Source organism: Lachnospira sp. (genome assembly GCF_016290755.1).
Classification (GTDB): Bacteria; Bacillota; Clostridia; order Lachnospirales; family Lachnospiraceae; genus Lachnospira; species Lachnospira multipara.
In genome coordinates this window covers 1-16040 of record NZ_JAEEVD010000035.1, presented here as the reverse complement: position 1 = coordinate 16040, position 16040 = coordinate 1, and the positions used below count along the sequence as shown (strand labels likewise).

Annotated in this window: 13 protein-coding genes and 1 pseudogene; all 14 read right to left on the bottom strand. The window is 36.1% G+C overall.

Translation table 11 applies throughout. From position 1 onward, the window contains the following. Nucleotides 1–6: 6 nt before the first annotated feature. Entirely contained in the window at nt 7–1953 is a 1947-nt protein-coding gene (gene mutL / locus QVA17_RS08905; RefSeq protein WP_287388124.1) for a DNA mismatch repair endonuclease MutL, read from the bottom strand. A 43-nt stretch (nt 1954–1996) separates the two neighbouring features. Next, on the bottom strand, nt 1997–4651 hold the full coding sequence (gene mutS / locus QVA17_RS08900; RefSeq protein ID WP_287388121.1) for a DNA mismatch repair protein MutS: 2655 nt from the start codon (nt 4649–4651) through the stop codon (nt 1997–1999). Nucleotides 4652–4678: 27 nt separating this feature from the next. Beyond that, nucleotides 4679–6148, bottom strand: coding sequence for a tRNA (N6-isopentenyl adenosine(37)-C2)-methylthiotransferase MiaB (miaB, locus tag QVA17_RS08895; protein ID WP_287388117.1), 1470 nt, complete (start codon nt 6146–6148; stop codon nt 4679–4681). An 11-nt stretch (nt 6149–6159) separates the two neighbouring features. Then, nucleotides 6160–6738 carry a 5-formyltetrahydrofolate cyclo-ligase gene (locus QVA17_RS08890; RefSeq protein WP_287388115.1) on the bottom strand — a complete coding sequence of 193 codons (579 nt, stop codon included), beginning with the start codon at nt 6736–6738 and terminating at the stop codon, nt 6160–6162. Nucleotides 6739–6772: 34 nt separating this feature from the next. Continuing rightward, the gene (locus QVA17_RS08885) at nt 6773–7039 is read right to left on the bottom strand and encodes a DUF896 domain-containing protein (RefSeq protein ID WP_027430784.1); all 267 of its coding nucleotides are present in this window, start codon (nt 7037–7039) and stop codon (nt 6773–6775) included. A gap of 27 nt (nt 7040–7066) precedes the next feature. Continuing rightward, complete coding sequence (locus QVA17_RS08880; RefSeq protein ID WP_287388112.1) at nt 7067–8308, bottom strand: hypothetical protein; 1242 nt, start codon at nt 8306–8308, stop codon at nt 7067–7069. A gap of 13 nt (nt 8309–8321) precedes the next feature. Further along, nucleotides 8322–9173 carry a glutamate 5-kinase gene (gene proB / locus QVA17_RS08875; protein WP_287388110.1) on the bottom strand — a complete coding sequence of 284 codons (852 nt, stop codon included), beginning with the start codon at nt 9171–9173 and terminating at the stop codon, nt 8322–8324. 82 nt (nt 9174–9255) lie between these two features. Next, complete coding sequence (locus tag QVA17_RS08870) at nt 9256–10917, bottom strand: NAD(P)/FAD-dependent oxidoreductase (RefSeq protein WP_287388107.1); 1662 nt, start codon at nt 10915–10917, stop codon at nt 9256–9258. Beyond that, on the bottom strand, nt 10898–12229 hold the full coding sequence (locus tag QVA17_RS08865; RefSeq protein WP_287388105.1) for an aminoacetone oxidase family FAD-binding enzyme: 1332 nt from the start codon (nt 12227–12229) through the stop codon (nt 10898–10900). The genes QVA17_RS08870 and QVA17_RS08865 overlap by 20 nt, the downstream gene beginning before the upstream one ends. A gap of 47 nt (nt 12230–12276) precedes the next feature. After that, nucleotides 12277–12678, bottom strand: a complete 402-nt coding sequence (gene cdd / locus QVA17_RS12695; protein WP_408606417.1) for a cytidine deaminase — start codon at nt 12676–12678, stop codon at nt 12277–12279. A 9-nt stretch (nt 12679–12687) separates the two neighbouring features. Next, nucleotides 12688–13194, bottom strand: a pseudogene (ybeY, locus tag QVA17_RS12690) (rRNA maturation RNase YbeY); the annotation flags it as partial. A 50-nt stretch (nt 13195–13244) separates the two neighbouring features. Beyond that, complete coding sequence (locus QVA17_RS08855; RefSeq protein ID WP_287388100.1) at nt 13245–14249, bottom strand: PhoH family protein; 1005 nt, start codon at nt 14247–14249, stop codon at nt 13245–13247. A 77-nt stretch (nt 14250–14326) separates the two neighbouring features. Then, the gene (rpsU, locus tag QVA17_RS08850) at nt 14327–14503 is read right to left on the bottom strand and encodes a 30S ribosomal protein S21 (protein WP_005603101.1); all 177 of its coding nucleotides are present in this window, start codon (nt 14501–14503) and stop codon (nt 14327–14329) included. 133 nt (nt 14504–14636) lie between these two features. Continuing rightward, the coding region (locus QVA17_RS08845) for an alanine--tRNA ligase-related protein (RefSeq protein WP_287388082.1) at nt 14637–16040 on the bottom strand (1404 nt) is incomplete at its 5' end.

The following is a 16040-nucleotide window of genomic DNA, read 5'->3' as shown; positions in this document are numbered from 1 at the left end:
AATTTATTAACCTACTATTCTCTTAAACTTTCTTTCAATATCATACTTAGTCATAATAATCAAAGTTGGTCTGCCATGAGGACAATTGTAAGGATTATCAAGAGTCATAAGCTCTGCCATAAGCTCCTCCACCTCATTAATAGACAACTTATTATTACCCTTAACCGCCGCTTTACAAGACATGGTCGCCACTCTATCCGTAAAAATTTCTGCCTCAGCAGACTTATAATCCTCAGTTAAATTATCCAAAATCTCTATAAAAAGCGCCTTATAATCAAGAGTTGGAAGGCCTGCAGGAATTCCTGTAAGCTTATATTCATTGCCACCAAACTCCTCAATTTCATAGCCCAAGTCCTTAAAGCGCTTCATATTTTCTTTTAATAACTCCTCTTCTCTCATGTTAAGAGTAAGAATAACCGGAGGCATAATCATCTGTGAAGACATTTCCTTTTCATGCAAATGTTTCATAAAACGCTCATATAGCACCTTCTCGTGAGCTGCGTGCTGATCCATCATATAAAACTTATCCCCCAACTCAAATAACCAGTAAGTCTCAAAGAGCTGGCCAATAATCCTATACTTTGGCTTATTAGTCTGGGCTAATAATTTATCATCAAAAATGGACATCTGCTCTGAAGTCTTTAGCTTATCATTAACAGCCTCATATTCCTTTAAATCCTCTTTAATCATTTCATTAGAACGCTTGATTTCAAAAGGCTCAGGAAGTCTTTCCTTATTAATGTTTGGCTTAACCTGATTTTCAATCTCTGCAGCAGATACCTTATCGATTCTTCTCTCCTGATAGTTTGAAGCAAGAGTATCCTTCTTATCATGCTGATTTAGGCTAGCAGCCACAGGCTCAGGTCTTCTATCAGTAGGATTTGTTGCTTGTGCCATAAGGCTTGGCTGTGCCACAGTCCTTTCTTCCTTCTCACTATTAGGGCCCACAGGAACATTTGCTGCAAGCTCCTGAGCCTTTAGGCAAGAAAGCACGCTTGCATATACAAAATTATAGACATAATCATTGTTTGCAAAGCGAAGCTCCATCTTTGAAGGATGCACATTTACATCAATAATTTCAGAATTAATTGTAAAATGTATCGCTGTAAATGGATAATTCTTTGGCATTACAAAGCCCTTATAGGCATCCTCAATGGCCTTATTAATAATGTTACTTTTAATGTAACGGCCGTTGATGTAATAATTCTCGTAACTTCTATTACCTCTACAAATAAAAGGCTTACAAATAAAACCCTTCATGGAAATATCCATGGTCTTTGCATTAATCTCATAAAGATTTGCAGTAATTTCCCTACCATAAACACTATAAATAATGTCCTTTAGATTAGTGTTACCAGAAGTGTGCAATTTATTGTTGTTATTAGCAATAAATCTAAAAGAAACATCTGGATGTGAAAGGGCTAGGTACTGCATAAGAGAGTTAATATAGCCCCCTTCTGTGTTGGCAGATTTTAAAAATTTACGACGAACTGGAGTATTGTAAAATAAATTTCTTACAACAATTGTTGTACCATCAGGGGCGCCAACCTCCTCTAGACTCTTTTCCTTACCGCCTTCTATTACGTAACGATAGCCATTTAGCTTATCCTTAGTCTTTGTAATTAATTCCACTTGAGCCACCGCTGCAATACTTGCAAGGGCCTCACCTCTAAAGCCAAGAGAAGATACGCTAATTAAATCTTCAATAGACTTTATCTTACTTGTGGCATGTCTAAGAAAGGCCGTTGGAATCTCATCTCCGTTAATACCACTGCCGTTATCAGTTACTCTTATAAAACTAATTCCGCCTTCTTTAATTTCTACTGTAATTGCGCTTGCTCCGGCATCGATAGCATTTTCAACAAGCTCCTTAACAATAGACTGAGGTCTATCAACTACTTCACCAGCTGCAATCTTGTTAATTGTAGCCTGATCTAGCATCTTAATTGGCATATTATCCCTCCCAACTTTAGCCTTAATTACTGCGTTCAAAATTCTACCATCTATTCTTTAACTTGCCCTGTAGCTTGTAGAGCTCATTAAGGGCATCAATAGGTGTCATATTAGTTATATCAAGATTTCTTAAATCATCTAAAATGTCATTATCTGGAACCGCATCAAATAGTGTCATCTGTCTTACATCAAGGTCAGACACACTCTTATACTCTTCTCCAATCTTAAAGCTCTGCTTTGAATACTGAGCAATGTCCTTTGCCTTCATAGAAATGTCAGCATTACTAAGCTCAAGCACTAATTCCTTAGCTCTATCAAGAACGGATTCAGGAACACCTGCAAGTCTTGCCACCTGAATACCATAACTCTTATCTGCGCCGCCCTTTACAATCTTTCTAAGGAATACTATATCATCACCCTTTTCCTTAACGGCAATGCAAAGATTCTTAACGCCCGCTAGAGACCCTTCAAGTTCAGTAAGCTCATGATAATGAGTTGCAAAAAGTGTCTTAGCACCAAGAATCTTAGTATTAGCAATGTGCTCAACTACAGCCCAGGCAATACTTAGTCCATCAAAGGTAGAAGTACCACGGCCAATCTCATCTAGAATAATAAGACTGTTTTTAGTAGCATTTCGTAAAATGTTGGCAACCTCGGTCATCTCCACCATGAAGGTAGATTGTCCACTAGCCAAATCATCTGATGCACCAACTCTTGTAAAGATTCTATCTACTAGGCAAATGTTAGCAGAACTTGCAGGTACAAAAGAACCAGTTTGTGCAAGCAAACAAATAAGAGCTGTCTGTCTCATATATGTAGACTTACCAGCCATATTAGGACCCGTTATAATTGCCACTCTGTTGGCGTTATTATCAAGATATGTATCATTTGAAACAAACATATCTCCTGAAATCATCTTCTCAACCACTGGATGTCTACCATCTTTAATATCAATAATACCCTTTTCATTAATTCTAGGTCTTGTAAAGTTATTATTTACTGCAACCACTGATAAAGAAGCAAATACATCAATCATTGCCACTGCTCTTGCAGTCTTTTGAATACGTAAAACCTCTCCTGCAATCTTATCTCTAACCTCAACAAATAAGTCATATTCTAGAGAATATAGCTTATCTTCAGCCCCAAGAATCATATCTTCAAGCTTCTTTAACTCATCCATTGTATAACGCTCGGCATTAGTTAAAGTCTGCTTTCTAACCCAATTATCTGGTACTAGTGACTTAAAGGAATTTGTAACCTCTAAATAGTAACCAAAAACCTTATTGTATTTAATACGTAAGTTCTTAATGCCTGTTGCCTCACGTTCACGCTCTTCTATCGCCGCAAGCATATCCTTACCGTTAATCTTCGCATTTTTAAGCTCATCCACTTCCGCAGAATAGCCATCCTTAATAAGTCCGCCATCACGCATAGCAATGGGTGGATCATCAATAATAGCTGCTGAAATTAAATTGTATAAATCGGACAAATCATCTAATTCATTAAAATATTCTTTGAATAAATCAGACTGAAAGCTTCCAATAATTCTCTTGATATGAGGTAACATTTCCAAAGAATTCTTAAAAGCAATTAAGTCTCTTGGATTAGCTGAATGACAACTAATCTTAGTCATGATTCGCTCTAAATCATAGATAGGATTTAGATATTCTCTAAGCTCTTCCCTATCAATGGCATGATTATTAAGTTCCTCAATAGCATCCTGTCTTCTAATAATTTCTTCTTTATTAATAAGAGGCTGCTCAATTAAAAGTCGAAGGGATCTAGCACCCATTGCAGTCTTAGTCTTATCAAGTACCCAAAGAAGAGAACCCTTCTTTTGCTTCTCTCTCATGGTCTCAACCAATTCAAGGTTTCTTCTTGATGAAGAATCGATAAGCATATATTTTCCTGTAGTATAAGGAACTAGATTAGTAATATGTGAAAGCTCTGTCTTTTGAGTCTCTTTTAGGTAGACAAGAAGGGAGCCTGCAGCATTAATTCCAACAGTTAAGTCAGCAAGACCAAGACCTGTAAGGTCAGTCACATGAAAATGTTCCTCTATGGTTCTCTTTGCTGTATCATCATCAAAATACCAATTATCAAGAGTTGATACAGAAATATTTAACTTATCACAAACTGTATTAATATCAATTCCTGACATTAAGAAATAATCATTAATAATGATTTCTGATGGAGTAAATTTATTAATTTCATCAATTAAAGCAGAGCCTGTTGTTAGCTCTGTTACAAAGAATTCTCCTGTAGAATAATCTACTAAAGACACTCCTAATTTCTCACCAAGATAAAAAATACTCATAGTATAATTATTCTTAGTTTCATCAAGAGCACTAGATTCAATATTAGTACCAGGAGTTACAACCCTGATAACCTCTCGCTTAACAAGACCCTTTGCAGTTTTAGGATCTTCTACCTGTTCACCAATGGCCACCTTGTGACCATTAGCTACAAGTCTATTAATATAGCCTTCGGCAGCATGGAAAGGGATACCACACATAGGTGCCCTTTCCTCCTGTCCGCAATCTTTTCCTGTAAGAGTTAACTCAAGCTCTTTTGATACCTGAATGGCATCGTCAAAAAACATTTCATAGAAATCGCCTAATCGATAAAAGAGAATACAATCCTTATATTCTTCTTTAGTCTTTAGATATTGTTGCATCATCGGTGAATATTCAGCCATTTCTTCTCCTCCATTTTTTATTTGTGCTTAAACTAACTCGCCCATGTAATAAAAGCCCTTGCATTCCACAAGTTTAACATCCACAAGGGAACCAATTAAGGATGCATCTCCCTTAAAGTGAACTAAGATGTTATTAGTCATACGGCCTGTTACCATGCCCTCTTCGTGATCATCAAGTCCTTCAACAAGTACTCTTGCTGTCTGGCCTTCAAATCTCTTACTGTTCTTATGACAAACTTCATCTACTACTTCAAGTAAGCGGTTAAATCTATCCTTAACCACATCCTCTGGCACCTGGTCTTCAAACTTGGCAGCAGGTGTACCTGTTCTTTTTGAGTAAATAAATGTGTAAGCACTGTCGTAATTTGCCTTACGTACCACGTCAAGAGTTTCAAGGAAATCTTCTTCTGTCTCACCTGGGAAACCAACAATAATATCAGTTGTAAATGAAACATTAGGAAGCTTAGCTCTAATTCTATCAATTAATGATAAATACTCTTCCTTAGTGTAACGTCTGTTCATCTTCTTTAGAAGTCTTGTACTACCACTCTGCACTGGCATATGGAAGTGGTTACAAATCTTAGTAGATTTTGAACAGACCTCAATAACATCATCACCAAAATCAGATGGGTATGGTGTCATAAATCTAATTCTCTCTAAACCTTCAATCTTATCAATTTCAGCTAATAGGTTTGCAAATGTAACATCATCGCCAAGTCCCTTGCCGTAAGAGTTAACATTTTGTCCAAGAAGCATAACTTCCTTAACTCCATCTGCTACTAAGTGCTCGATTTCTCTTACGATTTCCTTAGGTTCACGACTCTTTTCTCTACCACGAACATAAGGCACGATACAATAAGTACAGAACTTATCACAACCATACATAATATTAACGCCAGACTTAAATGGGAACTTTCTCTCTACAGGTAAATTTTCTACAATTTCATTAGTATCCTGTCTAATGTCTACAACCTGCTTATTAGTTGTGATTCTCTCATAAATAAGCTGTGCTAACTCATAGATATTAAAAGTACCAAAGACAATATCTACAAATCTGTAAGACTTCTGAATCTTTTCAACTACCTCTGGCTCCTGCATCATACAACCGCAAAGAGCAATAAGCATATGAGGCTTCTTTCTCTTTAAGCCACGTAACTGACCTAATCTACCATAAACTCTTAAGTTGGCATTCTCTCTAACTGTACATGTATTATATAAAACAAAATCGGCCTTAGTTTCATCATCTGTTTCCACAAAGCCAATTTCCTTTAAAATTCCTAGTAATTTCTCTGAGTCTCTTGCATTCATCTGGCAACCAAATGTGTTAATGCAAGCGTAAAGTGGTCTGCCAAGTCTATTCTTTAAATCCATAATATACTCTTGGCACTTTCCAATATATTCTATCTGAACTGAAAGCTCTTCGCTGCTTTCAACTGCTTCCTTAATTTTCTGAACTGGTTTAATCTTATCTAATTCCTTTTTAATTTCCGTATTCATAAAAATATCCTTTACTTACAATTTATTATTTCTTTTTCAGTAATAACCTTGTCTACATCTATATCATATTCATTTGCTATTAATTCATCTACAAGCTGAAATTCAAAACTAAGGGCAACTTTTAAAAGCTTAGGATTAACTCTTGCATTAAATCTGTCATAAAATCCGCCGCCATAACCTAACCTATGTCCTTTTTTATCAAAAGAAAGACCCGGCATTATAATGCAAAAGCTATCATCAATACTAGCTTCATCAAGCTCTTCTAAATTTAGTTTTGGTTCTAAAATCTTCATGCACCCTGGCTCTAAATCTTCTAAGCTATTTATCTTAAAAAATCTCATAAGCCCCTGGCCTAAATCCATTACACGAGGCACATATACATTAACGCCTGCCTCAAGAAATTTTAGAATTAATTTTCTTGTATCAACTTCCACATTAGTACTTACATAGATAAGTACATTTTTTACAAAAGCCAATTCCTCTAATTTAAAGAGATTGTCCGCTATTCTATCGCTTAAACTAGCTAATTCTTTTTTTGAAAATGTGTTTCTTCTTTCTTTAATTAACTTCCTTAGCTCTGTCTTTTCCATGTTCTAGTTACCTATTCTTAGTCCAAATCCAAACTTAATTACCGTTTTTCTTAGCTTCTTCTAATTCTTTCTTGGCCTTTAATTTCATCTTCTCATCATGTCTTTCCTTGACATCAATAATGCTGCCATCAGGATTTTGAATCTTAATTGTCTCAAGAGAACCTCTTAAATTCTCGCGGAAAATCTTAACATATTCTTTTCTTAATTTATCCTGCTCTTCTTTTTCAGCAGTTGTTAAGCCTTCAGCCTTAGACTTTCTATAGAGTTCATTAATTCTATCAAGTCTTTCCTGCATATTCATAAAACTACTTCCTTTCTATCTTAAAAACTAAGGTGTAAAAATAAGCAAATTATTTCCTGTGGAAATACAGTACTTATAGTCTGCCTTTGTTGTAAAAACCTTAGTATGTATATCTGGGAATCGAACTACTTCAATGTAGTTTGAGCCCTCATTAAAAAATGGAATCTTGTGCTTCTTTCTAGATAAAACCAAAAGGTCATTCTCTACAAATTTCACATAGACATCTGCTCCAAACTTTGCCTCAATCTTTTGGTTATTTAGATTAAGCATAGTAGTTTGAGTCTTAGCTCTGCTTATCATATATGGTGTGTCGTTAATGATGTAGGTATAACTTAAGTCCGTGCTTTTATAAACGTCATTATTAAGACGTACCTGCTTTACATCATTTTCATAATCATAAAAAACAATCTTCTCAGAGTGATATTCAGCGGAGAATTTAGAATAAACCACCTTACCCTCAGTTATCTTAATGTATGGGAAAGTGGAATCCTTCTTTGCAACATCAAGTCTTTCCATGCTGACATTGGCCCCGTTAAGGGAATTCTCTGAAATAAACTGTCTAATATTAACAATTCCAATAATCTCAGTCTCTGGTGTTATCTGCTCGTTAGTTTCAAACTCGTCCACCACGTCTGCCTCATCCACTAAGGCATAAGAACTTATTAAAATGTCCTTCTTCTTATTGTCATTCTTAAATTGCTCAAAGGTCTTGCTTGCTCCAAGTTTAACCACGCAATTATTACCACTAATTGGAATAATTCTCTCAGCACCTAAAACTCCCACTAGGGAATTCTCAATAGGAATATCTCTGTCTTGATTTGTCTCATGAAGAATTATTCTCTTAAATTTATTAGTCTTTCTATCAATCTGCTCAATCAATAGATAATTTCCATCAATTGCAAAGATAAGAAGTCTATCCTCTATGTCTGATTTATTCATAGAAAATTTGTAACTTTTAGAAATCTCATCATTATCGAATTGATATTTATAAAGAATTACCCAAAAGCTTTCTGCAGTCTCTTCCTCAAGGGAAACAAAGTATATATAGTTTGGATCCTTACTTGCATAAGAAATCTCACCAAACAAATACTTCTTGATTCCTGAACCAATTTCAAAACGTTCATTAGTTGACGCATTAAGTAAAAACATCTTCTTTGACCTAAATCGATTGCTAAAAATCGACTCGTCATTCTGAGTTTGAAGTAATAATTCGCCAGCTAGGGGTATATATTTACTTTCTTCGGCATTCTTAATAAGCTGAATATCCATATATCCTCCGAAATTAATCGATTAGTGAATTAAGGTTGAAATTCTCAATCTTATTGCTCTTAAAGATTGTACCAACACTTTCACCCTTTAAAACTCTATTAATATTTTCAATGTCATTACCATTAGTAATAACCATATCTGCACCTGAATAAGTAGCAATCTTAGCAGCCACAAGCTTAGCTGCCATGCCCCCTGTACCGACACTACTCTTTGAGCTGTCCTTACCCATATCAAGGGTCGTATCATCTAGTGTATCTACGCACTCAATAAATTTAGCATCTGGATTAGAATTAGGATCATCTGTATATAATCCGTCAATATCTGATAAAAGAATTAGCAAATCAGCCCCAATAATAGCTGAAACAATTGCTGATAATCTATCATTATCTCCAAATGTATTAAGCTGTTCAATCTCATATGTTGAAATTGTATCATTCTCATTAACTATAGGAATTGCATGTAGTTTTAATAATTCGTCAAATGTATTTCTAGCATTCAATCTATTAGTCTTATTAAGGACTGTGTTCTTTGTCATTAAAACCTGTGCTGCTAAAGAATTATATTCAGCAAAAATCTTCTGATAAACCATCATAAGCTTTGCCTGTCCAATGGCTGCACAAGCCTGCTTAACTGGTAACTCCGACGGCTTACAATCAAGACCAATGGCATTTCTTCCTACTGCAATAGCACCAGAAGACACTAAAACCACGTCTCTACCTGAATTCTTAATATCCACCAAAGTTCTTACCAACTTCTCAATCTTTAATAGGTTTAATCTGTCTGTGTTCTCATGCATAAGTGATGAGGAACCTATCTTAATAACTATTCTTTTTTTGCCTTTAATTGCTTCTCGTAAATTCTCCATATAGTCACCTTTAGCCCTAAAAAATCCTTGCAAAACCTAAAGTTTCACAAGGATTAATTTTACTATATTTCCTAAAAAAAGTCTAGTTTATAAAGCCCTTGGCAATTGCCTCGCAAGCCTTCATTCCATCTACTGCCGCACTAGTTATACCGCCTGCATAACCAGCACCCTCACCACATGGTATTAGACCCTTAATATTTATTGAATAATAATCATCATTTCTTAAAATCTTAACAGGGGATGAAGTTCTTGATTCCACGCCTAATAGTAGTGTTTCCTCGTTATCATAGCCCTTAATAAACTTATCAAAACCATGAATTCCTTCAGTTAATGAACTTGTTATAAATTCTGGTAAAACTTCTCTTAAATTTGAAAGCTTATAATCCCCCTTAGTATTAGGCATTACCTTACCAAGACTAGTTGACTTGACCCCCTTATCAAAATCTCCAAAGGTCTGTACAGGAATCTTACCTTCACCTTCTCTATAAGCAGCAGCCTCAAGTTTTCTCTGGAATTTCATACCATCAAGTACATTTTCACCAAAATCCTTAGGAGTGACGGTTACAATAATTGCAGAGTTTGCATTCTCACCTGCACGGCTTGAATAGCTCATTCCGTTAACGGCAAGCTCTCCCTCCTCACTTGATGCATTAACCACATAGCCGCCTGGGCACATACAGAAGGAATAAACTCCTCTCTCCTCGCCGCTAGCATGAGTCTTATAAGTCACCTTATAATCTGCAGTTGGAAGCTTATAATTTGGATTATCAAGGGCAGCCCCGTAAGCATTTCTATTAATAAGTTCCTGCTTGTGCTCTACTCTAACGCCCACAGCAAAAGGCTTTGCAGTCATCATAATGCCTAGCTTATCAAGCATTTCAAAGGTATCTCTTGCGCTATGTCCAATAGCTAGGATTACCTTTCTAGCTGTTTTTGTAAAAATTTTACCTGTAGTTAAATCCTTAATCTCTAGGGAGTCTATCTCCTTTTCCCCACTTGGATTAGCCTTTAAATTAATAGCCTCAAGCTTTGATGCAAAATGTATCTCTCCGCCATTAGCCTTAATCTCTTCTCTAATACTTACAATGACCTTTGCTAGGACATCTGTTCCAATATGTGGCTTATTAACATAAAGGATCTCTGGATTTGCCCCGTGTTCTACAAAGGTATTAAGAACATAACTAATCCTTCCGGTACTCTCATGAATACTTGAATTTAATTTACCATCTGAAAATGTACCAGCCCCGCCTTCGCCAAACTGTACATTACAGTTTAAATCAAGCTTTTCACCTGACCAAAAGCCATTAACCTTTTCCTGTCTTTTTGAGATTTCAAGACCTCTCTCATAGACAATAGGTCTAAGGCCCATTCTAGATAAATTAAGGGCTGCAAAAATTCCTGCAGGACCAAAACCTATAATAACAGGTCTTTCCTCTTCACTAATTTCACGTCCCTTAGTGCTTGTATCTAACTGATAAATTATTTTTTTAGATAGAGTCACATTCTTATCTCTAGTTCTTTTTAATATATCCTTAAAGCTCTTTCCCTTAACACTTAAGACATTGACGCTATAAAGATAGATAATCTCTGGCTTATGTCTTGAGTCAATAGAACGCTTTAAAATCTCATATTTAATATCTTCCTTGCCTAAATTAAGGGCCTTTCTAATCTTTTTTTCAATTAAATCAAGGCCGTCATTTGGCTTACATTTAATATTAGATATTCTAATTACTTCCTGTTCCACTATATTCTCCTATTATCTTTTTAGATAGCTTGTGAGCCGATGAAAAAGCCCACTGTAAATTGTAGCCACCGCACATGCCATCTACATCTACAATCTCACCACAAAAATATAGGCCTGGATATTTCTTTGACTCTAAGTCGTTTGTTAACTCGCTAAATAAAACTCCACCCTGTAAAACTTGAGCGAAGTTCTCTCCCTTTGAATCTATAATTTCAAGACTGGTATTTTTAAGGGCCTTGCAAATCTTATCAATATCCTTAGAAGTTAAATTACTAGCCTTTATATCTAGGTCCATATTAATATTCTTTAAAATAAATTCCATTAATTTATGATTAATAAAGCCATCAAAAAGTTCTCTTAAAAATTTAGTTTGTCCATTTTTTACAATAAGAGAAACATTTTCAAAAAGCTCCTCTTTAGTAAAATCCGGTGTAATATCAAGGCTTGCATACACCTTCCTTTTATCGTTCAAGGCAGCAGTCGCATATCTACTTATCTGAAATACAGGGATTCCTGAAATACCATAATCTGCATACTGAATCTCACCTGTATCAGAGGCGATTTCCTTACCATCCACAAGAATTGTAACCTTACCAAGGGCTCTTACTCCCTTAGCTAGCTTAATAAACTTATTGTCTGCCTTTAGTGCTACTAGGGCTGGTAGAAATTTTTTGTATTTAATGGACATGTCCTTTAGGAATTCTTCCTGATTAGACTTTCTTTTATTATCTATACTTGCATTAGTTCCTGTAGCAATTATAAGCTTCTTTGCCTTAATGGTAATTGGAAAGCTTGCCTCCTGCTTTTTAGAGGCTTCTTGCTTTTTAGAAGTATCCTGCTTTTTAGAATTTTCCTCCATCTTTTCAAGACAGTTTACAAGGAAATAATCTCCTTCCTTTTTAAAGGACTTAAAACTACAATTAAGGAACTGCTTAACTTTCTTACTTTCTATATCAAGTCTTAAGGCATTAACCACGCTAAGAGCTGTTTCAGATCTAGGATAGACATAGCCATCTCTAACTTTAGTTAAAACTCCAAGCTCCTTAAAGTAATTAATAACTTCCTTGTTATCAAACTCCTTAATTATGGCAAAGGCCTTATCTCTATCTTCATTTTGATAGTTTTCTTCATTAAGATTTAGATTTGTGAAATTACATTTTCCATTGCCAGTTTGTAAAAGCTTAGCACCAAGCTTATTGTTAGCCTCAACCACTGCACACTTAAGGCCTGTAGTTGATAAAAGGCTAGCCGCAAAAAGCCCTGAAGCTCCCGCTCCCACTATTAGGCAATCATATTCAAAAAAATCTTTCATAATCAATCCTTATATCTCTTAGTTTTACTTATTCTTCCTATACAATCTTATAGTTTAAAGGAAAATGCTAACAAATCCCCTAAGCTATATCTTTTAATCTCCTTATCCACTTCCACAAGGCAAATTGCATTCTCATTCATAAATTCAGACATTACCTGTCTACAAATGCCGCATGGATAAGCCGCACCCTTCTTTGAAACTACTGCAATCTTTACAAACTTTTTCTCGCCAGTAGATACGGCCTTAAAAATTGCTGTTCGCTCTGCGCAATTTGTAGCGCCATAAGATGCATTTTCAATATTAGCTCCTGTAAAAATCTTGCCATCTTCTGTTAAAAGAGCAGCTCCCACAGGGAACTTCGAGTATGGAGAATAAGAAAACTTCATTGCCTTCTTAGCCTCTTTAATTAAGGCCTCATCTTCCTTTGTGGCCTTAGTAATCATCTTTATATCCTTATCTCTTGTAATATCAAGACGAGCTAGGACATCTTCCTGCTTTCCTTCCATCTCCTTAGCCTCAGGCTCAGTCATGTGATCATAGCCAAATAAATGCATCATGCTATGGGCCACAAGAAAGGCAAGTTCTCTAAGGGGAGAATGACCATACTTGTCGGCCTGCTCATAAACCTTCTCAATTGAAACCACAATGTCCCCTAGCATAAGCTCGTCAGTTTCAGGATTAAAGTAGTCCTCGTGATTCTCCTCTAAAAACTTTTTTAAGCTCTTAAAGTCTCCCGGCTCCACGTAGTTAAGGCCTGGGAAAGAAAGTACATCTGTTGCTGAATCTACATCTCTATACTGCTTATTAATTTCATGAATTTCCTCATTATCTGTAATTGTTACATTAAGTTCTGCCTTATAAGGACATTTTACATAATCAATAGCCTCAATAATAACTGATCTAATAACGTCTTCGTAGTTAAAATCAAATTTCTTATCTGTATTATATTCAATGTAAATTCCCATAAATATACCTCTCAATTCTTCCTTAGGCTCTTGGCCTTTTATTTACCTTTTTATTTTTTAAAAGCTCTATTCTTTGGGGCTTTTTTCTTCTTTTCTAACTTCTCTTCATAGCTTTCATAAGCCTTTACAATCTTTTGAACAAGAGGATGTCTTACAACGTCCTTATTAGTTAATTTTGCAAATGCAATGCCATCCACTCTAGATAAGACCTTAATTGCCACTTCTAAACCAGACTGTGTATTAAAAGGTAAATCCTTCTGAGTCATATCACCCGTTACAACTACCTTACTTCCAAAACCAATTCTTGTAAGGAACATCTTCATCTGGGCTGGTGTTGTATTCTGTGCTTCATCAAGGATAATAAAGGCATTATCAAGAGTTCTACCTCTCATGTAGGCAAGAGGTGCAACCTCAATAAGACCCTTCTCCATATTAGCTGTAAAGCTCTCAGCTCCCATAATCTGATAAAGAGCATCATAAAGTGGTCTAAGATAAGGATCAACCTTACTTTGTAAGTCACCTGGCAAGAATCCAAGCTTTTCGCCCGCTTCAATTGCAGGTCTTGTTAAAATAATTCTATTAACCTCATTGTTCTTAAAAGCCGTAATGGCCATTGCCATAGCAAGATATGTCTTACCTGTACCTGCAGGACCAATACCAAAAGTAACCATGTTATCTCTAATCATATCAACATATTCCTTCTGGCCTAAAGTCTTTGGCTTAATTGGTCTACCTGCAATAGTTCTTGCAATGGTATCTGAATCTATCTCAAGCATCATATCTGATTGCTTATTCTCTAAAACTAAAGAAAGGGCATAATCAACATTCTGTCTAGTTATCTGATTGCCCCTATTATTAAGTGTAACTAAGTTATTAAGAACCTCAACAGCGCTTCTAACATTAGTTTCCTCACCTATTACTTTTACATTCTCATCTCTTGCGATAATATCAACGTGCAATGTTCTCTCAATCGCCTGTACATATTCATCAAACTGTCCAAATACATTAACCGCAGCACTAGCTGGGATATTAATCATCTTTTCTAATTCGCTCATCTACTACACTCCAAGATAAAATTGATAAAAAAGCTAGCATACAATGTATGCTAGCCTCATTATCTTTACAATTATAATTAGTTGTACTTACGTTTTCTAGCAGCTTCAGACTTCTTCTTACGTCTTACGCTTGGCTTTTCGTAATGTTCTCTCTTACGAATTTCCTGCTGAATGCCAGCCTTAGCACAGTTTCTCTTGAATCTGCGTAAAGCGCTATCTAATGATTCGTTTTCTTTAACGATTACGTTTGACATACTTCCCTGACCACCCTTCTGTTGCAAATTGTGCATCAATACATAATTATAAATATAGGGTATTCTAATCGCACAACTAAAATTATACCATATATTTTATTTTCGTCAACTAGTTTTGAACTAAAAGTTTAGACTAGTTTAACTGACCTTCTAATTCAGATGCTACCTTTGAAAGTAACTCATCAATACCAGCAGCATTCTTACCACCAGCCTGAGCCATGTTAGGACGACCACCGCCGCCACCTCCAACGATTGGAGCAAGACTCTTAATTAAGTTACCTGCATGAGCACCAGCCTTAACAGCATCATCTGTTGCCATAGCAATTAAGTTAACCTTACCATCATTATCAGATGCAAGTAATACAACACCTGACTTGATTTCTGTCTTTAACTTATCGCCTAAGTTTCTAAGTTCGTTCATATCAACGCCTGATAACTTAGTAGCGATTAACTTAAAACCCTTAACTTCAACTGCATCACTTGAAACATCACCAAGAGCGTTGTTTGCAAGTTCAGCCTTAAGCTTTTCATTCTCACTTGAAAGTGCCTTAACTTCATCATTTAATGAGTTAATCTTATTAATTAGCTGAGCAGGTTCAACCTTAGCTGCCTTAGCTGCATTGCTTAATTCTTCTTCAAGCTTAGCATAGTAGTTTAATACGCCCTTATCTGTAAGAGCCTCTAATCTTCTAACACCAGCTGCAACACCTGACTCACCAACGATCTTAAATAATCTAATATTAGCTGTATTAGCTACATGTGTACCACCACAGAATTCCTTAGAGAAATCGCCCATAGATACAACACGTACCTTCTCGCCATACTTTTCACCAAAGAGGGCCATAGCACCAGTCTTCTTAGCTTCATCAATTGTCATAACATCAGTTACAACAGGAACAGCCTTTGCAATCTGCTCATTAACTAATTCTTCAACCTTAGCTAATTCTTCCTTAGTTACGCTCTGGAAGTGAGTAAAGTCGAAACGAAGTCTTTCTGGATTTACAAATGAACCCTTCTGTTCTACGTGATCGCCTAAAACAGTTCTTAAAGCCTTCTGTAAAAGGTGAGTAGCTGAGTGGTTCTTACATGTGTCAGCTCTACCAGCTTCATCAACACAAAGTGTAACCTTATCACCCTGCTTAATCATACCCTTTGTCATTTCACCAACGTGACCAATCTTGCCACCCTTTAAGTGAATTGTAGTCTCAACTTTAAATTCGCCCTCAGGAGTTGTAATAATACCCTTATCACCTTCCTGGCCACCCATTGTGCCATAGAAAGCTGTCTTATCAACGATAATTGTACCCTTATCACCTTCTGTTAAAGCATCAACAATTTCTTCCTCTGTTGTTAAAACAAGGACTTCGCCTTCATTTGTTAACTTGTCATAGCCAACAAATTCAGAGCTAATTGCTGGATCAATATCATCATAAACTGTTGCGTCAGCACCCATGTAGTTAGTAGTCTTTCTAGCATTACGAGCCTTAACTCTCTGCTCTTCCATAGCTGCCTTAAAGCCTTCTTCATCAACAGTAAT